We start from the raw sequence: 26,348 nt of genomic DNA, 5'->3' as shown, positions 1-26,348 counted from the left end.
TTAAGATGGCTTTTTTTAAAGTTTTCAGTCGCAGTCACAGTTTACAGTTTCAAAGAACTGAATACTGTGACTGTAAACTGAGACTAAATAATAATTCTAAATATTTCACCATTTTTATTGATCATTTCGATGCGTACACTTTGTCCTTCGTCTTTTTTATTTAAAAGTTTAGAAACAGTTTCAACATTTGTTGCTTTTACGTTATCGATGCTCAAAATAATATTTCCCTGTAATTCATTTTGATACTGCATTAAATTCTCATTGGTGATGTTTTTGATTTTTACACCATAATCAATTTTGAATTTCTTTTTATCAGCAGCATCAATATTTTCTAATTCTATTCCTTTAAATTCAGTACTGAAAAATTCGTTTTTGCTTAAAGTAACTGGAACAGTTTTAGTTTTTCCATCTTTAATATAAGTTACTTTTACAACGTCATTTGGGCGTTTTGTATTGATGTAACCTGAAAGATCAGCAAAAGTCGAAATGTTTTGCTCGTCCAGTTTTACAATAATATCACCTTTAGTAAGACCTGCTTTTTCGGCACCAGAATTTTTAGAAACTTTATTAATGTAGAAACCTTGCGTTTCAGTAATTCCTAATTCTTTTGAAGCTGTACTGTTTAATTCACCGCCTTCAACACCAAGAATTCCTCTTTGCACATTTCCATATTCCATAATATCCTCAATAATTTTTCGAGCGATATTTGATGGAACTGCAAAAGAATATCCAACATACGATCCGGTCATAGACGAAATCATCGTATTAATTCCAATTAATTCACCTCTTGTATTTACTAATGCACCGCCAGAATTTCCTGGATTTACAGCAGCATCAGTTTGAATAAAAGATTGAATGCCGCTTTGGTCTAAATTTCTGGCTTTCGCCGAAACAATTCCGGCAGTAACTGTCGAAGTTAAATTATACGGATTTCCCACTGCCAAAACCCATTCTCCAATTTTTACCGAATCAGAATTTGCAAAAGCAGTATAAGGTAATTTTTCATCAGCACTTATTTTTAATAAGGCAATGTCCATTTTAGAATCTGTACCAACTAATTTTGCTTTGTACGATTTTTTATTGTTCAAAGTAATTTCAATTTCAGATGCATCTTTGATAACGTGATTGTTTGTCACGATATATCCATCTTCAGAAATAATAACACCAGATCCGGTTCCTACTTGTTCTTGCTGCTGCTGTCCGCCATAACCGTAGAAAAATTCCATCATAGGATTACTGACAGTTCTTCTCGAAACATTTTTTACGTGAACAACAGTGTGGATTGTTTTATCTGCAGCTTCTGTAAAATCAACTGCTTCTCCGGGTAATCCAACGGTTCTTCCGTATGAATTAGGAGCCAGGGTAACAACAGAGTTTCCTTTTCCAAAAAAAGAATCACTGCCGTCAAATAATAACTTGTAAGCACCAAGTGTAGTAGCGCCGCTTAGTAGTGAAACTAGAAATAAGGTTGAAAATCTTTTCATATTACATTTATGTTTTTGAGTTATTTAGGGATTTGTTTTAACATTTATAACGTAAAATTATGCCAAAAAATTATTTGAAAAAATGGTTTAACTCTCTTTAACATTGATTAACATTTCATTAATTAATCTTCATAGATTCTTCGTACTTTTGTATTTCTTAATGAATAAAAAATGCAAGTAGAATTTTATAAATATCAAGGTACAGGCAACGATTTTGTAATGATCGACAACAGATCTAATTTCTTCCCAAAAGAAGATGTAAAGTTGGTTGAACGCTTGTGCGACAGACGTTTCGGAATTGGAGCTGACGGCTTAATTCTGTTAGAAAATGATTCTGAAACTGACTTTAGAATGGTTTACTATAATTCAGACGGAAACCAAAGTTCAATGTGTGGCAATGGCGGACGTTGTCTGGTAGCTTTTGCAAATCAGTTAGGAGTTATCGACGATAAAACTACTTTTATTGCTACAGATGGTTTACACCATGCATCAGTGGGAAATGATGCAATTGTTTCGCTTCAAATGATTGATGTAGATGAAATACAAAAAAAGGATTCTTATACTTTTTTAGATACCGGATCTCCACATCACGTACAAATTGTTGACGATTTAGAACATTATAATGTAAAAGAAGACGGAGCAGCGATTCGTTACGGAGATTTATACGGAGAAAAAGGAAGCAATGTTAATTTCGTAAAAAAAGTTGATGATGATACTTTCTCACTTCGTACTTATGAAAGAGGAGTTGAAGACGAAACTTTAGCCTGCGGAACCGGAGCAACAGCCGTAGCAATCGCCATGAATGCAATTGGACAAACAGATAAAACTTCAATCAACTTAAATGTTGAAGGAGGAAAACTTGTCGTTTCTTTTGATAAATTAGGAGATCATTTTACAAATGTTTTTCTAACCGGACCAGCAAAATTCGTTTTCAAAGGTACAATTGAAATATAATCAACATGTCAGTCTGAGCGAAGTCGAAGACAAATTCCAAAATCAGCAATCTAAAATCAAAAATCTAAAATCTGCAATCTAAAATGATCACACTCAAAGGCGAAACCATTTATCTGCGTGCACTAGAACCTGAAGATTTAGGGTTTGTGCATTCGATGGAAAATGATCAAAGCATTTGGGAAGTCAGCAATACCAATACACCTTATAGTCGATTTTTGATTCGTCAATATCTTGAAAATGCACAACAGGATATTTATGAAGCCAAACAATTACGCTTAGCAATTTGTCAGGACGAAGATTTTCCGGCGATTGGATTAATCGATTTATTTGAATTTGATCCAAGAAATAACAGGGCAGGAGTTGGTATTGTCATTCAAAAAAATAAAAACAGAAGACAAAATATTGGTTCTGAGGCATTAGAACTTCTTATTAAATATTCTTTTTTTAATTTAAATCTACATCAGCTTTATGCAAATATTAGTACAAATAATGAAGCAAGTATAGCTCTTTTTACTAAATTTGGTTTTGAGAAAATAGGAATTAAAAAAGACTGGATTTTGCTAAATAACCACTATCAAGACGAAGCAATCTTTCAGTTAATCAATAAAAACATTTAAACTAATAGCTTTGAAATTAAAAAAAATAATCACACTAGCTGCCGTAGCCGTAATTTCTGTTTTACTGATTTACGGTTTTATTTTAATCAGCCAAATTTTTAGTGCTAATACAAAATTTGAAGAAAAAGAAGTTTACGTTTACGTTCCAACCGGAGCAAATTATACTGATGTAAAGAAAATATTAGAACCATATATCAAAAACTTTGACAATTTTGAACTGGTTGCCAGTAAAAGAAATTACCCTGAAAATGTAAAATCAGGACGTTTTCTTTTGAAAAAAGATATGAATAACATTGACTTAGTTCGTGCAATGCGTTCAAATGTTCCGGTTAAATTAGCTTTTAACAATCAGGAACGTCTGGAAAATTTTGCCGGAAGAGTTGGTTCTGAAATCGAAGCCGACAGTTTATCTTTATTGAAAGCTTTTAGAGATCCTAAATTTTTATCAGACAACGGATTTAATGAAGAAAATGTTTTTGCCATGTTTATTCCAAATACATACGAAGTATATTGGAACACATCTGCAGAAAAATTCCGTGATAAAATGATCAAGGAATACCATAATTTTTGGACAGATAAAAGAATTGAAGAAGCAAAAAAACAAGGTCTAACTCCGGTTCAGGTTTCTATTTTGGCTTCTATTGTTCACAAAGAATCAGTTAAAAAAGATGAAAGACCTCGTATTGCAGGTGTTTACTTAAACCGTTTACGTTTAGAAATGCCATTGCAGGCAGATCCAACCGTAATTTATGCTTTAAAATTAAGAGACAATAATTTTGATCAGGTTATAAAAAGAGTTTTTTATAATGATTTAGTTATGAAATCTCCATACAATACTTACGTAAATATCGGTCTTCCTCCGGGACCAATTGCTATGGCAGATATTACAGCACTTGAAGCAGTTTTAAATCCGGAGAAAAACGATTACATCTATTTTTGTGCAAGTGTTGATCGTTTTGGTTACCATGAATTTGCTTCAAATTATGCAGAGCACACAAAAAATGCAAAAAAATATTCAGACTGGATTGCTAGTCAAGGCGTAACAAGATAGTTTTGAATTTAAAAGAATACCTTTTATTATCGGTTTTATTTATATTAAGCTTTCAATCTTTTTCTCAAAATAAGATTGAAAGCTTTTTAACTCCTTCTGATACATTAAATAAAAAAAGACAAAACACAGTAATAGTAACTGAAACTGCTTTGGCTTCAGCTACTTTATTGGGTTTAAATCAAATTTGGTATGCCGATTATCCAAGATCAAAGTTTCATTTTATAAATGATAACAATGAATGGCTTCAAATGGATAAAGTGGGGCATATGTATTCTGCTTATCATTTAGGAAGATTTGGTGCTGAAATGCTGAACTGGAGTGGCGCAGATCAAAAAAAACAATTAATTTACGGTGCAGGCTTGGGTTTTGCCTTTTTAACTGCAGTTGAAGTTTTAGATGGATATTCATCACAATGGGGAGCTTCTCCGGGTGATATTATTGCTAACGCTACCGGAACAGGTTTGTATGTTTCCCAAGAATTATTGTGGAAAGAACAGCGTATCATTTCAAAATTTTCATTTCATACAACGCAATATGCAAGTATGCGCCCGAATCTTTTAGGGAAATCATTAAATGAGCAGATTTTAAAAGACTATAACGGACAAACTTATTGGCTTTCTGTCAATCTTCATTCTTTTGCAAAAGAGAGTAAAATTCCAAAGTGGCTGAATGTTGCTTTTGGATATGGAGCCGAAGGAATGATTTCCGGAAATGTTCACGACGATATTGCAATTTCGATCGAAAACTCTGAAAGATACCGTCAGTTTTTTCTTTCATTTGATGTGAATTTAGCTAAAATTGACACAAAATCGCATTTTTTGAAAACTATTTTTTCTGTTTTCAACACAATAAAAATTCCGGCGCCAACTCTCGAATACTCCGCCAATAAAGGCTTTAAAGCACATGCGCTCTATTTTTAATTTGAGTTAAACTGCTGAATATCAGATTTTTTTGTTTTTCGTTATCTTTGCACCGTAGAAATTTCAAAAAGGTGACAGCGTTTTGAAGAAAAACAATTTATGATAAAGAAGTGGTATTTTTATGCGAGTTTAATCGTTATTATTACATTTTTAAGTTTGGGTTTTAAACCCTTTAGTGTCGAAACCAAACCGTGGTTTCTAACAGAAAAAACAGATGGATCAGAATACATTTTTCCATCTTTAGAAAAGGATGATTATCCTAAAGTAAATCTAAACGTCCCATACACTGGAAATCATCTTATCGGTTTTAAAGAAGCAGTAGCTTTCAAAGAATCTCAGGGAAAATACCGAATGGTAAACTCACTGGGTTACATGGGGAAATATCAATTTGGTTCAAAAGCATTACGCGCCATTGGAGTCAGAAATGAAAAAGACTTCTTAACAGATCCGGCATTACAAGAAAAAGCTTTTGTTGCGTTATTATCCAAAAACAAATGGATTTTACGTAATGAAATCGAAAAGTACGAAGGAAAAGTTATTAATGGTGTCGAAATTACAGAATCTGGTATTTTAGCAGCTGCACATTTAGGAGGTGCAGGATCAGTAAAAAACTTTTTTAAACATGGAGGAAACAGGCATTTTAGAGATGCTTTCGGAACTTCTTTAAAAAGTTATATGCGAGATTTTGCCGGCTATGATCTTTCTTTTATTGAAGCAGACAGTAATGCGACAATAAACGATTAAAAACTAAAAAAAATCCCGAATGATAATTCGGGATTTTTTTTTGAATATTTTTAGTCAATTAAGATTTCTAAAATTTTAATAGCCGCTTCACTTATTTTAGTTCCTGGCCCAAATACAGCTGCTGCGCCTGCATCAAATAAAAATTGATAGTCCTGTGCAGGAATAACACCGCCCACAATTACCATAATATCTTCACGATCGTGTTTTTTAAGTTCTTCAATAACTTGCGGAACTAATGTTTTATGTCCTGCAGCAAGTGATGAAACACCTAAAATATGAACATCATTTTCTACAGCCTGTTTTGCCGCTTCAGCGGGAGTTTGAAATAACGGACCTATATCAACATCAAAACCTACATCGGCATAACCGGTTGCTACAACTTTTGCACCGCGATCATGACCGTCTTGCCCCATTTTAGCAATCATAATCCTTGGGCGTCTTCCTTCTTGTTTTGCAAAAGCATCTGCTAATTGTTTTGCTTTTTCAAAATTCTCGTCGTTTTTTATTGCTGCACTATACACACCGCTAAATGATTTAATTTGCGCTTTAAACCTTCCGAAAATAGTTTCAAGGGCATCACTTATTTCGCCTAATGTTGCTCTGTTTCTGGCAGCTTCAACAGCGATTTCTAATAAGTTTCCTTCTCCGGTTTTAGCGCAATGAATTAATTTTTCCAGTGATTGATTTACTTTTTCAGTATCTCTTTTTGCTTTAATATCCTCAAGCTGCTCTATTTGCTGTTTACGAACCATTTGGTTGTCAACATCTAAAATATGCAGCGGATCTTCTTTCTCTAACCTAAATTTATTGACACCAACAATAATATCCTGTCCGCTGTCAATTCTTGCTTGCTTTCTTGCTGCGGCTTCTTCAATTCGAAGTTTCGGAATTCCGGCTTCAATCGCTTTTGTCATACCGCCTAATTCTTCAACCTCTTCAATTAATTTCCAGGTATTTTCTAAAATCTCATTGGTCAAAGATTCTACATAATAACTACCGCCCCAAGGGTCAACTGTTTTGGTAATTTTCGTTTCTTCCTGTAAATAAATCTGTGTATTTCGTGCAATTCTCGCCGAAAAATCAGTTGGCAAAGCAATTGCTTCATCGAGTGCGTTGGTATGCAAAGACTGTGTTCCGCCAAATGCTGCAGCGGTTGCTTCAATACAAGTTCTGGTTACATTATTAAACGGATCTTGTTCTGTTAAACTCCATCCGCTAGTTTGGCAATGCGTTCTTAATGCTAATGATTTATCGCTTTTTGGATTAAACTGCTGTAATAGTTTTGCCCAAATCATTCGGCCGGCTCTCATTTTTGCAATTTCCATAAAATGATTCATTCCAATTGCCCAAAAGAAAGAAAGGCGTGGAGCAAATTCATCAATCGTCATTCCAGTCGATAATCCGGTTCGAATATATTCTAAACCATCTGCTAAAGTATAAGCCAATTCAATATCAGCTGTTGCTCCGGCTTCCTGCATATGATATCCGGAAATTGAGATAGAATTGAACTTCGGCATTTTTTTGCTTGTAAATTCAAATATATCGGCAATAATTTTCATTGAAGGCGTTGGTGGATAAATATAAGTATTACGCACCATGAATTCCTTCAAAATATCATTCTGAATGGTTCCCGAAAGTTTGCTGAGTTCAACACCTTGTTCTTCGGCTGCCACGATATAAAATGCCATAATGGGTAAAACGGCACCGTTCATAGTCATGGAAACCGACATTTCGTCTAACGGAATTTGATCGAATAATACTTTCATATCTTCAACAGAATCGATGGCAACTCCGGCTTTCCCAACATCTCCAACAACTCTTTCGTGGTCTGAATCGTAACCGCGATGCGTTGGTAAATCAAAAGCTATGGAAAGTCCTTTTTGACCTGCTGCAAGATTTCGTCTGTAAAAAGCATTACTTTCTTCAGCAGTCGAAAATCCGGCATACTGGCGAATCGTCCACGGACGACGAACATACATGGTAGCGTAAGGCCCGCGTAAATTGGGTGTAAAGCCAGCTCCGAAATCCAGAAATTCTAAATCCTCTATATCTTTTTCAGAATAGCTTTTTTTAAGTTCAATTCCTTCGGCTGTGGTGAAGTTATGAGTTATGGGTTTTGAGTTATGAGTTTGTTCATTTAACTCATGACTTTTAACTTCTAACTTTATATGTTTAAGGTCTTTTCTCAATTTTAAAATTATTTCTTAGAATAGGTTCAATTCGCTTTCAATTTCTTTTATGGTCTTAATTTTCTTTTCGTTTTATATACTTAGTTAAATAAAGAAAAATTGCAAATACTAAAGCAAAAATTAATGGCAGAACTCTCATTTCTGTTTTTATATTATGACTTGATGCACCTATGATTAGCCACATAAAAAGAGATAATAAAATTAAAATCACCAAAATAATTCTTGTAATAATTTTAAGTGTTTTCATTATTTTTCTTCAGATTCTAAACGTTCTTGTTCCAATTTCTCAGCTAATCTTTTTTCTATAATTGGTGTAATTAATGTTTTTCTAGGTTTTATTTTTACAAAAGGAAACAATTCTAAATCATGTTTCATTCTGTCTTCTTTGTTAGGATATTTATTGGTTCCTAATAAAACTTCTTTTTTAGAATCGAATAATTCCTGTTCTTTAGTGGCACTTTCCTGAATTTTCTTTTTGATCGTTCCGTCGTTCAAAAGTTTCAGGAAACCTCCGTCAGCTTCAATATCTTTAAATAAGTTTAAACTCTTTTCTGCCAATTGCATCGTTAAACTTTCAATATAATAACTTCCGTCGGCTGGATTATCGACTTTGTCAAAATAACTTTCATGTTTTAAAACTAAAAGCTGATTTCGGGCAATTCTATCTCCAAATTCGTTGTCTTTATGATATAAAGCATCGTAAGGCAAATTAGCCACAGCATCGGCTCCGCCTAATATTGCTGACATACATTCGGTTGTGGTTCGAAGCATATTGACATTATAATCGTAAATAGTTTTATTTCGTTTGGTTGGCGTAACCAAAAAATGACAATCTATATCAGGATTGTATTCTGCAGCAATTAATTTGAAAAGCATTCGCAAAGCACGAAGTTTTGCAATTTCAAAAAAGTAATTAGTTCCAACTGATATTTCAAAAACAATTGGTTTTACTGAAGTTGAGAAACGGTTTAAATATTCATTGGCATGGGCTAAACTGTAGGCAATTTGCTGAGTAATATTTGCTCCTGAATTTTGATACAAACCTAAATCTACACTTAAAAATGGGAGATTGGTTTGGTTTGATATTTTTTCAAGCGTTTCAAAATTATTTTTATCCGATGTTGTAAACCAGTTTCCGTCGCGGGCTAATTGTCCAATTGGATCAAGATTGCAATAAAAAGTTGCGCTTTTTTGTGCAGAAATAGCGTCCAGTTTTTTTACGAAATCGATTGAGATGAAACTCAAATGAAAATAAACGGTTCTATTTTCTAAAGGAAGATTTTCTAATAATTTTTGAATGTCGGTATTTTCGTTTTGAATCGTAAAACGTAAACTTTCGGCACCTCTTTCAATCGTATTTATGGCTCTGTTGATAGATTTTTCAACGTCATGAACAAATATGTTTTGACAGATTTTAAACTCTGAAGCCTTAGTATGAACAGCAGCACTTTTGGTAAACTCGTCGCTGTGATAAAAAGGTTTTACCTGAATATCTTCTGGAGAATTCCAAATTACGGTTTGGTTATAATCGGCTCCATCTAATTCAAACTGAATTTTTTGTTTCCATTGTTTGGATGAAATCGGATTAAAATCGTCGAACAGGTTAGTGGCCATTTAGTATTTTTTGTGTTTATTCTTTATCTTGAATGGTATCTCCTTCAAACTGGATGATGTAAATATCTTCGCTGTCTTTTTTCATAAAGTACTTTTCGCGAGCATATTTTTCTATTTGTTCAGGATTTTTAAGTTGTTTGATCTGTTCCTGATCTTTTTTTATTTCTTCCTGATAATATTTTTTATTGTCCTGTAATTCATTGATCTGTCCGTCTAAAAAGCGATGATCAAAATAGGAGTAGTTGTCTAAAAATAACATCCAGATTACAAAAAACAGCAAAACCCAGACATATTTATTGCCTAGATATTTGAACCACTTTTTGTCTTTATATGGATTTTTTATTTTCATTTTTTATAAACCTATTATTTCTTTTGAATTCGATTGGTCTTTTTAGCCCCGATAGTAGTGAAGTAATCTTTTGTGTCTCGTTTCTTTAACGAGACACAAAAGATTACTTCACTTAATTTTTATTTCAATCGGAGTTCAGTGAACTTCGTTTGAAACGTATAACGGGAATCAGCTCCTAATTATTATGGTTTAAATTTACGATAAAAATTATGAAATTCTCTGATTAATTACAGCGCGAACTACATCAATTGCTACAGTATTGTATTTATCATTTGGGATAATAATATCTGCAAATGCTTTTGATGGTTCGATAAATTGCTCATGCATAGGTTTTAACGTGTTTTGATAACGGTTTAAAACCTCGTCGATATCACGTCCGCGTTCTGAAATATCTCTTTTTAAACGACGAATTAATCTTTCATCTGAATCTGCATGAACGAAAATTTTGATATCAAAAAGTTCACGTAATTCCGGATTTGTCAAAATTAAAATGCCTTCAACAATCATTACTTTTCTTGGATGTGTTGAAACCGTATCGTCAGTTCTGTTATGCTGAATAAAAGAATAAACTGGCTGATCGATAGTTTCTCCCGCTTTTAAAGCTTTGAGATGTCTTACCAATAATTCAAAATCGATTGCACGCGGATGATCAAAATTAATTAATGCTCTTTCGTCAAATGATAAATTATCGGTTTGTTTATAGTACGAATCCTGAGAAATTACACCCACTTCAGTGTCTGGTAATTCGTTCATGATTTGGTGTACTACCGTTGTTTTTCCACTTCCTGTTCCTCCTGCAAGTCCAATAATGAGCATAAAATTTTTGTTTGATATTTGTTTGGCAAAAATAATAATTTAACTGAATTGCTAAACATATTATGTAATTTAACCATATAAGTAATGTAAGTAAATTTAAGCAGCAAAATATTTAAGTAAAACAATACTTAACTGAACTTATATTACTTATATGGTTAAAAGATTGTTACTTATTTGGTGAAAAACATAAAAAAAATCCCGAAAGTAAACCTTCGGGATTTGGTGCAATCAGTATAGTTTTAATAAAATATTCTGAATTTAGTAAGCACTTGTAATTATTTGTTCTTCTTTGCTTTAATCATCATTTCAAGCTGATCCCAAAGTTCTTCGGGAATTGCTTCTAATAAATTGAATTGTCCGGCACCTTTTAACCATTCACCGCCGTCAATCGTAATGACATCACCATTTACATAAGCAGAGAAATCAGACACTAAATAAGCTGCTAAATTGGCTAATTCCTGATGATCTCCAACACGTTTCAAAGGCACTTTTTTTGCCATGTCGAACTTTTCTGAAAGATCTCCCGGCAATAATCTGTCCCATGCACCTTTAGTAGGGAATGGTCCCGGAGCAATCGCATTAGAACGAATTCCGTATTTTGCCCATTCTACAGCAAGACTTCTTGTCATGGCTAAAACTCCAGCTTTTGCAGTCGCACTTGGCACCACATAAGCAGAACCTGTCCAGGCATAAGTTGTTACAATATTTAAAATCGTTGCCGATGTTTGTTTGGTATCAATCCAGTGTTTTCCAAAGGCAAGCGTACAGTTTTTAGAACCTTTAAGTACGATATCTATAACAGTATCAAATGCATTTGCAGATAAACGTTCTGTTGGAGAAATAAAATTTCCGGCTGCGTTGTTCAAAAGAACATCCACTTTTCCAAAAACTTTTAAAGTCTCCTGAAGCATATTTTCTACTTCTTCATAATGACGAACGTCACATTGAAGCGGTAAACATTTTCCGCCAGTTTCACTTTCAAGCTCTGCCGCAGTAGTTTTCAGCTTTTCTAAATCTCTTGAAGTTATCGCAACTTGTGCGCCTAATTCAAGAAAATATTTAGTCATTGCTTTTCCTAGACCGCTTCCGCCGCCTGTAACTACAATAACTTTTCCTTTTAAAGCGTCGTCACGTAACATTTTATCTGTATAGCTCATACTTTTCTTTTTTTACAATATTAATTAAAAAAATAGGATGCACGCATAATATTGTTATAAAATTTTGATAAACTTTATATATCACATAGTTTTTTTGCGGCAGATTCTAAAGTAAAATCGTCTTTGGCAAAGCAAAAACGTATTAATTTTTGATCTTTATGATCAGAGTAAAAAGTTGAAATAGGAATGGCAGCAACACCGTGATTGATGATTAGATTTTTGCAGAATGTTACATCATCTTCATCTGAAATATTGGCATAAGAAGCAACCTGAAAATAAGTTCCTTCGCATGGTTTTAATTCAAATTTGCTGTTTTTAAGGAGTTTTTGAAAGTAATCTCTTTTTTCCTGATAGAATTTCCCAAGTAAATTGACATCAACAACATCTAAATATTCGCTGATCGCAAATTGTGAAATACTATTGACACTGAAAACTAAAAACTGATGTACTTTTTTGATTTCCTTCATTAAATATTCGGGAGCAATCGTGTAACCAATTTTCCAGCCTGTAATATGAAATGATTTCCCGAAAGAGGAAACCATAACACAGCGATCTAAAAGAAAGGTTTTGGTATGTGCCGAAATATGTTTTTCTTCAAAAGTGATGTATTCATAAACTTCATCAGATAAAACAATGATATCTGGATATTTTGAAAGTATTTTTTCAAGCTGAAGAAAATCAGCCTCATTCAATATTTTTCCTGTTGGATTATGCGGATTATTGATGATAATCATTCGGCTTTTTGCAGAACAGGCTTTTTCGATTGTTTCCCAATTTGGAGTATAATCGTCGTTTAGCGCTACACGAACAGGTTTTGCTTTGCATAGTAAAACCGGAGATTCGTAGGAATCATAACTTGGATCGAGAATAATTACTTCGTCATTTTCTTTTACCAAAGCTAAAATTGAAGTAAAAATTCCCTGCGTTGCGCCAGCCGTAACTAAAAGTTCTAAATCGGGATTTATTGTTCTGTTATAAGAACTCTGAGTTAGCTTCGCAATTTTGTTCATCAACGGAGGATAACCAGCCATTGGTGTATATTGATGGACGTTTTCCTTTGATAATCGGGCAACAATATCTGTTAATCTTTCATCAACAGGAAAGTTTGGAAATCCCTGCGAAAGATTTATTGCATTGTATTCGGCTGCCATTTTTGACATTACCGTAAAAATGCTTGTGGTTACGTTTGGAAGTTTACTCATGATAAAGTTTGATTTGGGAAAAACTTGTGAGTGAATAAAAAAAACTTAATTTATTACCATTGGTATGGAGTAGAGGACTCTAACATTTTTGTTGTTTTGTTTTCCCGGACTCCATTTGGGAAATAGTTTTATAACTCTAATAGCTTCCGCACCCGTTTCGTATCCAATATCTCTTAAAATTTTAATATCGCTTAATGATCCGTCTTTTTCAATAATAAACATAGCATATACCTTTCCTTTTAAACCTTCTTTTGGGCTTTTGAAATTTTGTTTTATAAAACTGTTCATAGCTTCTACACCTCCAGGAAATTCAGGTCTTACATCTATTCCTGCTGTGTTGTAAACTTGATTTCCTTCAATAATAGCTTTTTCAGCATCGCTTATATATTCTTTAGGTGGTTCAGTTTGAGAAAATGCATTTTGCGCAAAACAAATTACAATCAGGATTAAAAACTTTTTCATAAGGTGGTTTTAGGTTAGCTTACATTTTATGAATAATAAAAATTGTGGGTTGATTGTGAAGGTTAAATTTTAATGACCTGTGAAAGATTGATTGCATTGTATTCGGCTGTTATTTTGACATTACCGTGAAAATGCTTGTGGTTATGTTTGGAAGTTTGCTCATGGTGAAATTTGATTAAAGAAAACTTTAGCAAGATATGAAATACAATTTAAAACTTTTGTAAAAGCATCATTTTAGGAAGTTATTTACAGGAATTGGTAATGAATATAAAGCTCTAACCACATTGTTATTTTGTTTTCCTGGAATCCATTTAGGAGATGTTTTTAAAACTCTGATGGCTTCTGCGCCAGTTCCAAGACCAATATCTCTTAATACTTTAATATCACTTAATGAACCATCTTTTTCTATTATAAAAGTCACATATACGTTTCCTTTGAGTGTTTTATCTTTTGGGTTTTTATAATTTTCTTTAATGAATTTATCAAGTTCTTTCTGTCCTCCAGAAAATTCTGGTTTTATTTCTATGTCTAGAGGATTATAAATTTTATTTTCGTCAGTATTAGAAGCTTCAATTTTATTTTTAGGGGGTGCAAATTTTCATGTTTTCCTTTTGAGAAAATGTTTTTTGAACAGCAAAAATTAAAATCAACATTAAAAACTCCTTCATAATAATGATAAGAATTAAGTTTTACATTTTATGAATAATAAAAATCGTCGGTCGATTATGTAAATCTACTTTTAATTTTTTCCAATCCGAAATTTTCATTGTTTTTATGAACTCTGTTGGCAGCGTAATATCAGTTGCAATACATAAATGTGTTGAAGGATTTACGATTTGCAAAATATCTTCAACTAATTTATTGTTTCTATAAGGTGTTTCAATAAAAATCTGCGATTGGTTTTTATCCTGAGATAATTTCTCAAAATGCCTCAATGCCGATTTTTTCTCGTCCTTATCAATTGGTAAATAACCGTTGAAAGTAAAACTCTGACCATTCATTCCAGAAGCCATCATCGCCAATAGAATAGAAGAAGGCCCAACTAATGGAACAACCTGAATTCCTTTTTCATGTGCCAGTTTTACAATCACAGCGCCGGGATCTGCAACGCCTGGACATCCGGCTTCGCTCATTAGTCCCATATTTTTTCCTTCTAACAAAGGTTTTATAAAATCTAAATGTTCGCTTGGTTCTGTTCTTTTATTTAGGGTAAAAAGTACCAATTCCGATTGTTTTTTTTCAGGATAAACTGCTTTTATAGATTTTCTGGCTGTTTTATCATTTTCAACAATATAATGGTCAATAAGTTCTATTGCTCTTCTTACGGTTTGTGGTAAAACATCCATCGGATCGCTTTCGCCCATTGTGGTTGGAATTAAGTATAGTTTTCCGAGAAGTTTCATTTTGAGATATTTTATAAATTAAAACAAAAAATGTATTTCAATTCTATAAATAGCAATTGAAATACAAATTTAATTATGAATGTTTTTCGATAAGTTTTTGGGCAATAATTTCTGAGACTTCATCCAGCATTTGATACACATTATCAAATCCGTTAACTGCTCCGTAATAAGGATCCGGAACATCTACATTTTCGTCTGGAAATAATTCGTTCAGAATAAGACGAACTTTATTTTTATGTTCAGGAGTTTTGGCAAGATGAAGGACGTCGCGTAAATTCGAACTGTCCATAACGTAGATATAATCAAATTCGTCAAAATCTGAAGCTTTAAATTGTCTTCCTTTTTGACCGTCAATACATAAACCGTTTTTTTGGGCGACAGCAATCGAACGTTTGTCTGGAGCGTGGCCAATATGCCATGATCCTGTTCCTGCAGAATCAACAATAAATTTATCTTTAGGTAATTTTGATGCTAAAATTCCTTCTGCTAAAGGAGATCTGCAAATATTTCCTAAACAAACCATTAAAACTTTTACTGGCATGATTCGCGTTTATAGCGTTAGTTTTTTGTTGATGTCTTCGACAAATTTTTTAAATTGTTTGTCTGTAGAAACTAAATTATCAACGGTTTTACAAGCATGTAAAACGGTAGCGTGATCGCGGTCTCCAATTTGTGAACCAATGTTTGCCAAAGAAGCTTTTGTAAATTTCTTTGCAAAAAACATGGCCAATTGTCTTGCCTGAACAACGTGTCTTTTTCTGGTTTTAGATTGAAGTGTTTCAATATCCAGCTGAAAATAATCAGACACAATTTTTTGGATATAATCAATAGAGATTTCTCTCTTTACATTTTTAACAAATTTCTCAACTACACTTTTCGCTAATTCAATCGTCACTTCTTTTTTGTTGAAAGAAGATTGAGCGATTAATGAAATAATGGCACCTTCTAATTCTCTAACGTTAGATTTGATATTCCGTGCAACATATTCTAAAATGTCTTCAGGCATATCAACACCGTCACGATATAAAATGTTTTTTAAGATCGAGATACGGGTTTCATAATCAGGCTGGTGCAATTCTGCAGACAATCCCCATTTGAAACGAGATAATAAACGCTGCTCAATATCCTGCATGTCTACAGGAGCTTTGTCAGAAGTTAAAATTACCTGCTTTCCGTTTTGGTGCAAATAGTTGAAAATGTGGAAAAATACGTCCTGAGTTCCTGATTTTCCAGATAAAAACTGAACATCATCAATAATCAAAACGTCGATTAATTGGTAAAAGTGAATGAAATCATTACGATTATTCTTTTTAACCGAATCAATATATTGTTGTGTGAAAATTTCGGCAGAAATATATAAAACCGTTTTTTCAGGATATTTATCTTTTACTTCAACCCCAATAGCGTGCGCTAAGTGTGTTTTTCCTAAACCAACTCCTCCAAAAATCAATAACGGATTAAATGAAGTTCCTCCGGGTTTGTTGGCAACAGCCATACCTGCAGAACGAGCTAAACGGTTTGAATCCCCTTCAAGGAAATTATCAAAACTGTAATTAGGATTTAACTGAGATTCAATTTTTAAATTTCTGATACCAGGAATTACAAACGGATTCTTAAGTTCAGGATTTAAATTTTTAAACGGAGCATCAACTTCTTGCGGTTTCATAGGAACTCTGTTAGAACTTGGCAGCTGCTCGGTAAACGGCTGTTTATTTCCATAAGTGTTCTCCATTTTAATTTTATAGAGTAACTTTGCGTTTTTTCCCAGTTCTTTGGTAAGCGCAACTTTCAATAATTTTACGTAATGCTCTTCGAGCCATTCGTAGAAAAATTTACTTGGTACTTGAATATATAACGCGTTGTCGGTTAGCTCAACTGATTTGATTGGTTCAAACCAAGTTTTGTATGCTTGATCTTGAATATTGTCCTTTATAAAAGACAAACAGTTTTCCCATACCGATTGAGCAGTTTTAGTCATAGATTCAAATAAATTTTTTTATTATTGATAAAGATTCTCCTATAAAATAGGAGCAAAATTTTTCCGTTTTTCAGGATAACAAATATGTGAACAAATTTCTGTAAAAAAAAATATTTTGGTATCTAATTTTATAAAAAAATGTTGTAAGAGAACTTCAGTAATTTTAAATTTTTTAATGTATAAATAATGAAAAATCATCAAACGCAAGTGCGTGTTCGTTACTCCGAAACTGACCAAATGGGGGTCGTTTATCACGGAAATTATGTGCCTTATTTTGAAATTGGACGTGTGGAATGGCTTAGAAATAAAGGGATTTCGTATGCAAGCATGGAAGAAAGCGGAATTGGACTTCCAATTGTTTCGATGCAGATCAACTATAAAAAATCAGCGCGTTATGATGAACTTTTAACAATTCATACAACATTCAAAAGTCAGTCGTCTGTTAAGATCGAATTCGACTGCGAAATCTATAATGAAGCAAATGAGTTATTAACAACCGCAGTGTTTATTTTAGTATTTATTTCGTTAAAAACGGGTCGCCCAACTGCCCCTCCAGATTATATTTTGGAATTGTTCAAAACGCTAACGTAATTGTTAAAACGAAGCACGTTTTTATACTAAATTACACAATTTTAATATCGATTTCAAACATTAAATCAAAAATGTCGAATATAGATTCGGCATTTTTTTTTCGTGTTTTAGTCATTATCTTACCAATTGGCAGTCCTGAATCTTCATCGATTTCCATTTCCTGAGAAATTATGTCCAATTTTTTCTCCTTTATAACACGCATTACCTTGTTCATATTTTTATAATCAAAAGAAATTAAAAACTGAACATCAATTGTTTTTTCAACAATTTCGCAAACTTCTAATGTCATTTGCGCTGTTGTTCTATAAGCTGCGATCAAGCCGCCAACGCCTAATTTTGTACCGCCAAAAATACGAACCACCACTATAAGAATGTTGGTTACTCCAAAAGATTGTATTTGTCCATATATAGGTGCGCCGGCAGTATTACTTGGTTCGCCATCATCGTTTGCACGATACGAAATTTTTGGAGCCGTACCTAATTGATAAGCGTAACAATAATGTACAGCATGCGGATGAAGTTTTCTTAAGTCTTCAATAATCGGTTTTACTTCATCCTCGGTTTCTATAGGAAATGCGTAACCAAAGAATTTACTTCCTTTTTCCTTAAAAAGAACTTCTTCAGATGCACTGGCAATGGTTTGATACGTATCGTTATATTCCAAACTTAAAATTCTAAATTGTTTTTTTAGCCACAGATTAAAAGGATTCACACAGATTATTTACAACAGTTAAAAAATCCTTTTAATCCCTTTAATCTGTGGCTAAATATTATATTATGTTTTTGTCAAACAAGTCAACAACATCTTCCTTGCCAACTTGTAAATTCCAAACATGTAAGCCTAAAGCTGCAGCAGCATCCGTGTTATCTTTTTTATCATCAACAAATAACGTTTGCTCAGGAATTAAATTATGCTCGTCAATTAAATGTTGAAACGACTCCGCATTTGGTTTTCGTTTTCTAATTTCAAAAGAGAAATGAACTTTTTCAAAACAATTATAAAAATCAGTATAAAAAGGAATCCCAACCGTTTTTTCAAAAGTAGCAATATGAATAGCATCAGTATTACTCAACAAAAACAAACGGTATTTTTTTGAAAGCTCTTTTAAGAAATCCAATCGATAAGAAGGAAAATCAGCTAAAACCGCATTCCACGCTTTCATGATTTCTTCAACTGATGCATTAGGAAGCTGTTTCTGAAATCCGCCTATAAAATCATCGTATGAAATATCTCCGGTTTCAAACAATAAATTCAAACGGTCTAGTTCAGTATTCCATTCTGTCAAACCTAAATTTTGCAATCCTGAAATCGTTCCTTGTTTGTCTAAATTGATGAAGATATCTCCAAAGTCAAAAATTATCGTATCAATCATAATTCCTTACGTATATTAATTCGTCGTTTTGAATATAAGTTTTAATGGTATTTTTCTTTTGAAGTTCCGGTGCTTTTGTCCCTTTTTCAAAAGTGTTTTTTCCAACAAAAATTCTCGCTTCGTCCCAAATATTTTGATCTATAAAAGACTGCAGAGTCTGTCTTCCGCCTTCAATAATTATAGACTGAATTTGATGGTGATATAAAACAAATAAAATATTCTCAATCAGGTTTTTGTTAAAATCAATCTTCTCAAAAATCGTATTTTCAGTCGAAACATTGTTTTCAGATTTCGAAAATACAATCGTTTTTACACTATCATCAAAAACAAAACTATCTTTTGAAATTCGATTGTTTTGATCTAAAATCACCCGAACCGGATTATTTCCTGACCAATCGCGAACATTTAATTTCGGATTATCATTAACAACCGTCTGTGTGCCGGCGAAAATCGCCTGTTCTTCACTTCGCCATTTATGAACCAATTGTCGGGAATAGGTGTTAGTGATCCAAACCGGTTTACGTTCCTGATCCTCTTCTTTTTCGGGAGCTAAAAATCCGTCCTGACTTTCGGCCCACTTTAATATAATATAAGGTCTCTTTTTTTGATGAAAAGTAAAAAAGCGTTTGTTGAGTTCGTTGCATTTGTCTTCTAAAATGCCTACGGTTACATTTGCTCCGGCTTCAACTAGTTTCTTGATTCCTCTTCCTGCCACTTTTTCATTTGGATCAACCGTTCCAACAACCACATTCGGAATCTCATTTGTAATAATTAAATCACAGCAAGGCGGCGTTTTTCCAAAATGAGAGCAAGGTTCTAAACTCACATAAATGGTTGCTTTTTTTAATAACGATTTATCTTTTACAGATCGAACCGCATTTACTTCGGCGTGTGGTTCGCCGGCTTTTTTATGCCAGCCTTCGCCTATAATTTTATCTTCATAAACAATTACACTTCCTACCATTGGGTTTGGATAAGTTGTTCCAAAACCATTTTTAGCAAGTTCAATGCATCGTTTGATATATTTCTCATGTATATTCACCCTGCAAAAGTAATTATTTTTGAGTTTTGAGTCTAATATTGTAATTATTGTTGCGAAACAAAACAAAATGTTATGAAACTATCGGAAAAGTATTTTTATTTTTGTAGATACAAGTGAAAAAATAAAATGAGAAATTGGGTTATCAGAAAAATTAAAAAAGAAGACAATCAGGCAGTTGCGAAATTAATACGATCCGTTTTTGACGAAATGGAGATTTCAAAAGTGGGAACCGCTTATGAAGACCCATATTTAGATTTAATGTTTGAAGAATACAATAAACCGCAATCAGTCTATTTTGTAGTTGAAAGTGAAGGCGAAATTTTAGGCTGTGCCGGAATTGCGCCATTAGAAAATGGAGATTCAAAAATTTGTGAATTGCAAAAAATGTATTTTTTACCAGAAGTTCGCGGATTAGGAATTGGAAGTAAAATGATGGATGAATGTCTAAATGAAGCAAGGAATTTTGGTTTTGAAAAATGTTACATAGAAACAATGCCGTTTATGCATGCGGCTCAAAAATTATATAAAAAATCAGGCTTTGAATATTTAGATGCACCAATGGGTTGTACCGGGCATAATTCTTGCCCAGTATGGATGTTGAAAGATTTGCAGAACTGATTTTAATGAGTTGGTTTTGTAAAATTTATGTGAAGAATAATTAGCTTTGGCTGAAAAATAATACGCAATAAACGCAATGAAAATTAAACAATATCGTACTCAGTTTATTAAAGAGTTATCTCCTTTGTACGATGCGTACGAAGCGGAAAGTTTTTTCTATTTAATTTTAGAAGATAAACACAGGCTGCGTCAAATAGATTTGGCTCTAAATCATGAATTATTTTTTTCTGAGTCTGATTTTGCTGTTTGGGAACTATTATTAGCACAGTTAAAAAAAGAAGTTCCAATTCAGTATTTATTAGGTAAAACCAGTTTTTACGGTTTAGAATTTGAAGTAAACGAAAATGTTTTGATTCCGAGACCGGAAACAGAAGAATTGGTCGAATGGATTATTAATGAAAATAAATCGCTTGATAAAACCAAAAAACTAAAAATTCTTGATATCGGAACCGGAAGCGGATGTATTGCTATTTCATTGGCTAAAAATCTGCCTTACGCAGATGTATATGCCATAGATGTTTCAAAAAAAGCAATAGAAACTGCAAAACGAAATGCGAACAGAAATAAAGTAGATGTTACTTTTATGTTTCAGGATATTTTAGAAACAGAAGAATTGAAATGCCAATTTGATGTAATTGTTTCAAATCCGCCTTATGTGCGAAATCTTGAAAAAGAAGAAATCAAGAAAAATGTTCTCGACTACGAACCGCATTTGGCATTATTTGTAGATGATAATGATGCATTGGTTTTTTACAGAAAAATAGCTTCTCTAGCACATAATAATCTCTTGGAAAACGGACAATTGTACTTTGAAATCAATCAGTATTTAGGAAAAGAAATGATCGATTTGCTAGGTAAAATGGATTTTATAAACATCGATCTTCGTAAAGATATTTATGATAACGACCGCATGATTTCCTGCAAGGTTTCCAAAACCTTGTAGGGATTTTTATTCAATAGCAAAAAATGAAATTACAAATTAGGAATTTTAATGCACATCAAATATATGAAAGATTTGATATCGAAATTCCTTCTGATGATTCTTCAGATTTAAAGATTTGCTATGTTGATTTTGAGTTTGAAGAAAAGCCAGAGTATAACATTACTGCAAAATTTCTGCTCAATCAAAATAATTTGAAATTAGACGATTTTAATTTTGTTTATTTCAAAAATATAGATTTAATTTTCTTCAGATTCATTTATCAATGGGGAATAATTGATTTGAAAAACAGAAAATTGAAAAGAAATGTAGTTGATTACTCTTTAGATTTTCCTTTTTTTTATTTGCACGAAAATTGTATTTTAATTGTAGATGATCTATTTGCTGAAACTATAACATTTGATGGTGAGACAATAGATACAATTCTAAATGAACAGCCTCATGAAATAATTGAGTTCGAGAACTATTTTGAATTTGACATAATAGGAGTTGAGAAAAGAAAACTTATGAAAACCTTGCAGGAAACGTAAAAATTACTCATATCGTAAAGCCTCAATAGGGTCTAATTGCGAAGCTTTAATTGCAGGATATAAACCGGAAACAATGGCAACCATAAAACTGGTTCCAAAAGCGGCAAAAATTGCCATCCACGGAATCACAAAAGCAAAACTCATTGCGGCTGCAAAAGCGAAACCGATTAGAATTCCTAGCACAATTCCGACCAAACCGCCAATTTGTCCAATTAATAAAGTTTCAATAAAAAACTGAACTGAGATTGTAACTTTAGTTGCGCCCAAAGCTTTTCGAACACCAATTTCGCGGGTACGTTCTGTAACCGAAACAATCATAATGTTCATTAAAGCGATTGATGAACCTAAAATAGTGATAACAGAAATAATCCACGATGCCCAGCCTAAGTATTTTGTGATTCCTAAAATTCTGTTGATTAAATCATCGCTTCGGCCAATACCAAAATTGTTATCACGAACCGGACTTAGTTTTCGAACTCTTCGCATTGTACTTGTTGCATTATCAACGGCTTCGTCTAAAAGTTCTTTTTTAGAAACCATCACACTGACAGTGTAATTAATGTTGGGTGCAGTAAATAAAGAACGCGCGACCTGAATAGGAATTAAAACGCGTAAATCCTGACTGTTTCCAAATGTTGAACCTTTTTCTTTTAAAACCCCGATAACTTTAAAACGTGCACCGCGAATTGAAATTACTTTGTCAATTGGGTTCACATCTTTTAATAAACCTTTTTCAAAATCAGAACCTACAACGCAGGAATAAGTATTGTTATCAATATCAAACTGATTAAAAGAACGTCCTAAAGTAGTTTCTAAACCTGAGTTTGAAATAAAATGTTCATCAACACCCACAACCGTAATTTCAGGATCTGTTTTGGTATCTAAATATTTTACTTCGGCTTTTGATGTTGCTGTAAACGAAAGAGAAGTTTCGGTAAAAGGATATTTGTATTTGTTTTTAAAAGCAACCGCTTCTGGATAAGAAATAATTGGATTTATGATTTCTCGTTCGTTTCCACCGCGGTTACGAACCGTATTTTCATATTGATTGATGTTAAAAGTATTGGCTCCCATCGAAGCAAAATTGGTCGAAACTGTATTTTCAAGTGCCGTTACAACAGTTAAAATTCCAACCAAAGCGGTAATTCCGATAGCAATAATTAAAACAGTAAGAATGGTTCGCAGCAATTGAGTTTTGATAGAACCAAAAGCAATTCGGATATTTTCTTTAAATAATTTTAGCATCATGACCAATTTGTCACGAAAATACGGTTTTTGTTACAAGTTTGTTTTCTAACCGCTATTATTTATTTTAAAAAGTAAGATATTTGCAGTCGATTAAAATTAAAAGAAAATAATATCAAAGAATTTTAGGTTTTTAGATTTCACAATAAATCTAAAATCTAAAATAAGAAATCTAAAATAAAAAAGATGGCTTCAAAACCAAGTATTCCACAAGGAACAAGAGATTTTTCGCCTGCCGAGGTGTCAAAACGTCAATATATTATTCAGACGATAAAAACTAATTTTGAAAAATTTGGTTTTCAACCGATAGAAACTCCTTCGTTTGAAAATTCAGATACTTTGATGGGAAAATATGGGGAAGAAGGAGATCGTTTGATTTTTAAAATCCTGAATTCAGGTAACTTTTTCTTCAATAAAAATAAAATTGAATTACCGGAATCTATAGAATCACTTCAGGTTAATTCAGCCGAAACAATTGATTTAAGTCAAAGAATCGAACTGAATAAATTTACTGGAAGAATTTCAGAAAAAGCATTGCGTTACGACTTAACAGTTCCGTTTGCAAGATACGTTGTACAACACCAAAACGAAATTGAATTTCCTTTTAAAAGATACCAGATTCAACCAGTTTGGAGAGCTGACAGACCGCAAAGAGGACGCTATAGAGAATTCTATCAATGTGATGCCGATGTTGTGGGGTCAACTTCACTTTGGCAGGAAGTAGAATTGGTTCAGTTGTACGATACCGTTTTTACATCTTTAGGTTTAGAAGGCGTAACAATCAAAATTAACAACAGAAAAATATTATCTGGAATAGCCGAAGTTATTGGTGCTTCAGATAAATTAATTGATTTTACGGTTGCTCTTGATAAATTAGATAAAATTGGAGAAGACGGCGTAAAAAAAGAAATGATCGAAAAAGGTATTTCTGAAACAGCGTTGGTAAAAGTACAGCCACTTTTTAGTTTTACTGGAACTTTTGCAGATAAAATTAAGCAGCTTTCAGAATTGTTAGCTTCATCAGAAGAAGGAATGAAAGGTGTTGAAGAATTGAAATTTATTTGTGACAATGTTGCAGTTTTAGGATTGTCAAGCGCAATTTTAGATCTTGATGTGACTTTGGCACGCGGATTAAATTATTATACCGGAGCTATTTTTGAAGTTGGAGCGCCAAAAACGGTTTCAATGGGTTCTATTGGCGGAGGCGGAAGATACGACGATTTGACTGGTATTTTTGGTTTAAAAAATATGAGCGGTGTCGGAATCTCTTTTGGATTAGATAGAATTTACTTGGTTTTAGAAGAATTACAATTGTTTCCGGAAACTGTTGCGGCGACTTCAAAAGCAATATTTATCAATTACGGAGATAAAGAAGCTTTGTATGCTTCAAAAGCCATTCAGAAATTAAGACAGGAAAATATAAAAGTAGAGTTGTATCCGGATAATGTAAAAGTTGGAAAACAATTTCAATATGCAGATAAACGTCTGATTCCGTTTGCAGTAATTGCCGGTGATCAGGAAATTGCTTTAAACTCTTACGCCTTAAAGAATTTAGTGACAGGTGAACAGGTTTCGGTTGATTTCGAAGGATTGAAAAATGCTTTGTTAGGATAACTATTTGAAGCGAAGTTTTTTGCCACAGATTACACAGATTAAAAAGATTTTTTATTTCACGCAGATTGGGCAGATTTTAGCAGATTTAATTTGATTTTTATATTAAATAAATTTGCTAAAATCTGCCTAAATCTTTTTAAAATCTGCGTGAAATAAATTTTTTAGTGACAAGCGAATAAATTTCGAAGGATTGAAAAAAACTTTGTTGGGTTAACTATTTGGAACGTAGGTTTTTGTCGCTGAGTACATAGGTTTAAAGGATTTTCTTTTAAAATCTATCCATGAAATAGTTGCTGATGAAGAAAAAAAACTTTTAATTTGCCCACCTTAAGTTACGGGCGTAGTTCAAGGGTAGAATAGCGGTCTCCAAAACCGTTGATGGGGGTTCGAATCCCTCCGCCCGTGCAATATTTTTTACCGCAAAGGACGCAAGGATTTTATCTAAGATACTATCAAAAAAAGCCAAAGTTCGCAAAGCTAGATCGATACAAGCTTTGCGAACTTTGGCTTTTTTAAAAAGCTTAAGAGTAAAAAAAACTTAGCGTTCTTTGCGCTATTTTTTCAAGATAAAAAAGGCATAAAAAAAAGCTTCGTCTCTATAAAGGCGAAGCTTTTTTTAATATAAGGTAAACTTGAATTAATAATTATTTAGAGGCCTTAGCCAACCCTTAAATTCAATTTTGATAGGTAATAAATTTTTGTTCCCAATTTGGATACCAAAGATACGACAAACTAAATCGTAATAGTCTTAAAATTATAATAAATTTTTATTGTCTATTTTCGCTTTTTAAAACACTCATATTTAATAAAGTGACAATTTGACATTTTAGAAGATTTGGCAGTACTTTTGCAATCCAACAGAAAGAAATAAAAATGAAGTTTAAGAATATTTTTAAAAATAAAAGTAATATGACTACTGAAAATACAGAATTCGATCAGGAATTAGACGATGTAACGTTAGAGAACAATGCCAACGGTGAGCAGTTAATTGTTGAAGAATTAAGTGTTGAAGAGCAATTAGCTCAAGACTTGGCAAAGGAAAAAGATAAGTTTTTGAGATTATTTGCCGAATTTGAAAATTACAAAAAAAGAACTTCAAAAGAGCGTATTGACTTGTTTAAAACAGCAAATCAAGAAGTTTTGTTAGCAATGCTTCCTGTTTTAGATGATTTTGACAGAGCAATGGTAGAAATCAACAAATCTGAAGACGAAACCTTAACAAAAGGAGTGGAGTTGATTCATGAAAAGCTTAAAAGTACTTTAGTTTCTAAAGGTTTAGAGCAAGTTGAAGTAAGAGCAGGTGATGCTTTTAATGCTGATTTTGCTGAGGCAATTACCCAAATTCCAGCTCCGTCTGATAAATTAAAAGGGAAAATTGTTGATGTTATTGAAAAAGGATACAAATTAGGAGACAAAATTATTCGTTTCCCTAAAGTAGTAATCGGAAACTAAAAA

28 protein-coding genes and 1 tRNA gene are annotated in these 26,348 nt (G+C 33.0%); 12 read left to right on the top strand and 17 right to left on the bottom strand.

The genetic code is table 11. The features are described from left to right. Positions 1-83 precede the first annotated feature (83 nt). On the bottom strand, positions 84-1,484 hold the full coding sequence (locus tag J2Y38_RS03795; RefSeq protein ID WP_053474071.1) for a trypsin-like peptidase domain-containing protein: 1,401 nt from the start codon (positions 1,482-1,484) through the stop codon (positions 84-86). 171 nt (positions 1,485-1,655) lie between these two features. Here J2Y38_RS03795 and dapF point away from each other — a divergent pair, with 171 nt between their 5' ends. From dapF to J2Y38_RS03770, 5 genes are all read left to right on the top strand, one after another. After that, positions 1,656-2,438 carry a diaminopimelate epimerase gene (gene dapF / locus J2Y38_RS03790; RefSeq protein ID WP_309839702.1) on the top strand — a complete coding sequence of 261 codons (783 nt, stop codon included), beginning with the start codon at positions 1,656-1,658 and terminating at the stop codon, positions 2,436-2,438. Between the two features lie 83 nt (positions 2,439-2,521). Beyond that, positions 2,522-3,055, top strand: a complete 534-nt coding sequence (locus J2Y38_RS03785; protein ID WP_073484255.1) for a GNAT family N-acetyltransferase — start codon at positions 2,522-2,524, stop codon at positions 3,053-3,055. A gap of 10 nt (positions 3,056-3,065) precedes the next feature. Further along, positions 3,066-4,106 carry an endolytic transglycosylase MltG gene (gene mltG, locus J2Y38_RS03780; RefSeq protein ID WP_309839699.1) on the top strand — a complete coding sequence of 347 codons (1,041 nt, stop codon included), beginning with the start codon at positions 3,066-3,068 and terminating at the stop codon, positions 4,104-4,106. A 2-nt stretch (positions 4,107-4,108) separates the two neighbouring features. Continuing rightward, positions 4,109-5,026 (top strand): DUF2279 domain-containing protein, encoded by a 918-nt coding sequence (locus J2Y38_RS03775; protein ID WP_309839697.1) that lies wholly within the window; start codon positions 4,109-4,111, stop codon positions 5,024-5,026. 99 nt (positions 5,027-5,125) lie between these two features. Further along, positions 5,126-5,770: a hypothetical protein gene (locus tag J2Y38_RS03770; RefSeq protein WP_053474066.1), complete on the top strand. Its 645-nt coding sequence runs from the start codon at positions 5,126-5,128 to the stop codon at positions 5,768-5,770. A 50-nt stretch (positions 5,771-5,820) separates the two neighbouring features. On the opposite strand, the gene scpA is transcribed toward J2Y38_RS03770, so the two are convergent. From scpA to dnaA, 12 genes are all read right to left on the bottom strand, one after another. Beyond that, positions 5,821-7,959 (bottom strand): methylmalonyl-CoA mutase, encoded by a 2,139-nt coding sequence (gene scpA / locus J2Y38_RS03765; RefSeq protein WP_309839694.1) that lies wholly within the window; start codon positions 7,957-7,959, stop codon positions 5,821-5,823. A 55-nt stretch (positions 7,960-8,014) separates the two neighbouring features. Continuing rightward, complete coding sequence (locus J2Y38_RS03760) at positions 8,015-8,206, bottom strand: hypothetical protein (protein WP_309839692.1); 192 nt, start codon at positions 8,204-8,206, stop codon at positions 8,015-8,017. Beyond that, the gene (locus J2Y38_RS03755; RefSeq protein ID WP_309839690.1) at positions 8,206-9,573 is read right to left on the bottom strand and encodes a methylmalonyl-CoA mutase subunit beta; all 1,368 of its coding nucleotides are present in this window, start codon (positions 9,571-9,573) and stop codon (positions 8,206-8,208) included. The genes J2Y38_RS03760 and J2Y38_RS03755 overlap by 1 nt, the downstream gene beginning before the upstream one ends. Before the next feature lie 16 nt (positions 9,574-9,589). Beyond that, the gene (locus J2Y38_RS03750) at positions 9,590-9,922 is read right to left on the bottom strand and encodes a septum formation initiator family protein (protein WP_053474062.1); all 333 of its coding nucleotides are present in this window, start codon (positions 9,920-9,922) and stop codon (positions 9,590-9,592) included. Between the two features lie 207 nt (positions 9,923-10,129). Beyond that, the gene (gene udk, locus J2Y38_RS03745; protein WP_056201596.1) at positions 10,130-10,738 is read right to left on the bottom strand and encodes a uridine kinase; all 609 of its coding nucleotides are present in this window, start codon (positions 10,736-10,738) and stop codon (positions 10,130-10,132) included. 275 nt (positions 10,739-11,013) lie between these two features. After that, positions 11,014-11,895 carry an SDR family oxidoreductase gene (locus J2Y38_RS03740; protein ID WP_053474060.1) on the bottom strand — a complete coding sequence of 294 codons (882 nt, stop codon included), beginning with the start codon at positions 11,893-11,895 and terminating at the stop codon, positions 11,014-11,016. Between the two features lie 74 nt (positions 11,896-11,969). After that, a complete protein-coding gene (locus J2Y38_RS03735; protein WP_309839686.1) occupies positions 11,970-13,097 on the bottom strand; it encodes a methionine aminotransferase in 1,128 nt (375 codons plus the stop codon). Positions 13,098-13,142: 45 nt separating this feature from the next. Further along, positions 13,143-13,559, bottom strand: a complete 417-nt coding sequence (locus tag J2Y38_RS03730; protein ID WP_309839684.1) for an energy transducer TonB — start codon at positions 13,557-13,559, stop codon at positions 13,143-13,145. A 229-nt stretch (positions 13,560-13,788) separates the two neighbouring features. Further along, positions 13,789-14,034 (bottom strand): energy transducer TonB, encoded by a 246-nt coding sequence (locus J2Y38_RS03725; protein WP_309839724.1) that lies wholly within the window; start codon positions 14,032-14,034, stop codon positions 13,789-13,791. A gap of 214 nt (positions 14,035-14,248) precedes the next feature. Next, positions 14,249-14,962 carry an SAM-dependent methyltransferase gene (locus J2Y38_RS03720; protein WP_073484276.1) on the bottom strand — a complete coding sequence of 238 codons (714 nt, stop codon included), beginning with the start codon at positions 14,960-14,962 and terminating at the stop codon, positions 14,249-14,251. A 73-nt stretch (positions 14,963-15,035) separates the two neighbouring features. Further along, positions 15,036-15,503 (bottom strand): low molecular weight protein-tyrosine-phosphatase, encoded by a 468-nt coding sequence (locus J2Y38_RS03715; protein WP_309839683.1) that lies wholly within the window; start codon positions 15,501-15,503, stop codon positions 15,036-15,038. Between the two features lie 9 nt (positions 15,504-15,512). Continuing rightward, positions 15,513-16,940 carry a chromosomal replication initiator protein DnaA gene (gene dnaA, locus J2Y38_RS03710; protein WP_011921525.1) on the bottom strand — a complete coding sequence of 476 codons (1,428 nt, stop codon included), beginning with the start codon at positions 16,938-16,940 and terminating at the stop codon, positions 15,513-15,515. 186 nt (positions 16,941-17,126) lie between these two features. Between dnaA and J2Y38_RS03705 the strand changes: the two genes are divergently transcribed. Further along, complete coding sequence (locus J2Y38_RS03705; protein ID WP_053474055.1) at positions 17,127-17,531, top strand: thioesterase family protein; 405 nt, start codon at positions 17,127-17,129, stop codon at positions 17,529-17,531. Between the two features lie 31 nt (positions 17,532-17,562). Here J2Y38_RS03705 and J2Y38_RS03700 read toward each other — a convergent pair whose 3' ends face one another. From J2Y38_RS03700 to ribD, 3 genes are all read right to left on the bottom strand, one after another. Beyond that, complete coding sequence (locus J2Y38_RS03700) at positions 17,563-18,195, bottom strand: YigZ family protein (RefSeq protein WP_309839679.1); 633 nt, start codon at positions 18,193-18,195, stop codon at positions 17,563-17,565. A gap of 106 nt (positions 18,196-18,301) precedes the next feature. Continuing rightward, positions 18,302-18,904 carry an HAD family phosphatase gene (locus J2Y38_RS03695; RefSeq protein WP_309839677.1) on the bottom strand — a complete coding sequence of 201 codons (603 nt, stop codon included), beginning with the start codon at positions 18,902-18,904 and terminating at the stop codon, positions 18,302-18,304. Continuing rightward, on the bottom strand, positions 18,897-19,946 hold the full coding sequence (gene ribD / locus J2Y38_RS03690) for a bifunctional diaminohydroxyphosphoribosylaminopyrimidine deaminase/5-amino-6-(5-phosphoribosylamino)uracil reductase RibD (RefSeq protein ID WP_309839675.1): 1,050 nt from the start codon (positions 19,944-19,946) through the stop codon (positions 18,897-18,899). Before ribD ends, J2Y38_RS03695 begins: the two co-directional genes overlap by 8 nt. Positions 19,947-20,072: 126 nt before the next feature. Between ribD and J2Y38_RS03685 the strand changes: the two genes are divergently transcribed. From J2Y38_RS03685 to J2Y38_RS03675, 3 genes are all read left to right on the top strand, one after another. Next, complete coding sequence (locus tag J2Y38_RS03685; RefSeq protein WP_309839673.1) at positions 20,073-20,564, top strand: GNAT family N-acetyltransferase; 492 nt, start codon at positions 20,073-20,075, stop codon at positions 20,562-20,564. 76 nt (positions 20,565-20,640) lie between these two features. Continuing rightward, the gene (gene prmC, locus J2Y38_RS03680) at positions 20,641-21,507 is read left to right on the top strand and encodes a peptide chain release factor N(5)-glutamine methyltransferase (RefSeq protein WP_309839671.1); all 867 of its coding nucleotides are present in this window, start codon (positions 20,641-20,643) and stop codon (positions 21,505-21,507) included. A gap of 23 nt (positions 21,508-21,530) precedes the next feature. Beyond that, positions 21,531-22,034, top strand: a complete 504-nt coding sequence (locus J2Y38_RS03675) for a hypothetical protein (RefSeq protein WP_309839669.1) — start codon at positions 21,531-21,533, stop codon at positions 22,032-22,034. A 3-nt stretch (positions 22,035-22,037) separates the two neighbouring features. Here J2Y38_RS03675 and J2Y38_RS03670 read toward each other — a convergent pair whose 3' ends face one another. After that, positions 22,038-23,282 (bottom strand): ABC transporter permease, encoded by a 1,245-nt coding sequence (locus J2Y38_RS03670; RefSeq protein WP_309839667.1) that lies wholly within the window; start codon positions 23,280-23,282, stop codon positions 22,038-22,040. A gap of 183 nt (positions 23,283-23,465) precedes the next feature. On the opposite strand from J2Y38_RS03670, the gene hisS reads away from it, so the two are divergent. From hisS to J2Y38_RS03655, 3 genes are all read left to right on the top strand, one after another. Further along, positions 23,466-24,893, top strand: a complete 1,428-nt coding sequence (gene hisS / locus J2Y38_RS03665; RefSeq protein WP_309839664.1) for a histidine--tRNA ligase — start codon at positions 23,466-23,468, stop codon at positions 24,891-24,893. A 334-nt stretch (positions 24,894-25,227) separates the two neighbouring features. Next, positions 25,228-25,298, top strand: a tRNA-Trp gene (locus tag J2Y38_RS03660). Between the two features lie 468 nt (positions 25,299-25,766). After that, on the top strand, positions 25,767-26,345 hold the full coding sequence (locus tag J2Y38_RS03655) for a nucleotide exchange factor GrpE (RefSeq protein WP_309839661.1): 579 nt from the start codon (positions 25,767-25,769) through the stop codon (positions 26,343-26,345). Positions 26,346-26,348: the final 3 nt, after the last annotated feature.

This window comes from Flavobacterium sp. 2755 (assembly GCF_031455715.1).
Lineage (GTDB): Bacteria > Bacteroidota > Bacteroidia > Flavobacteriales > Flavobacteriaceae > Flavobacterium.
This window is presented reverse-complemented; position numbering and strand designations above follow the sequence as displayed.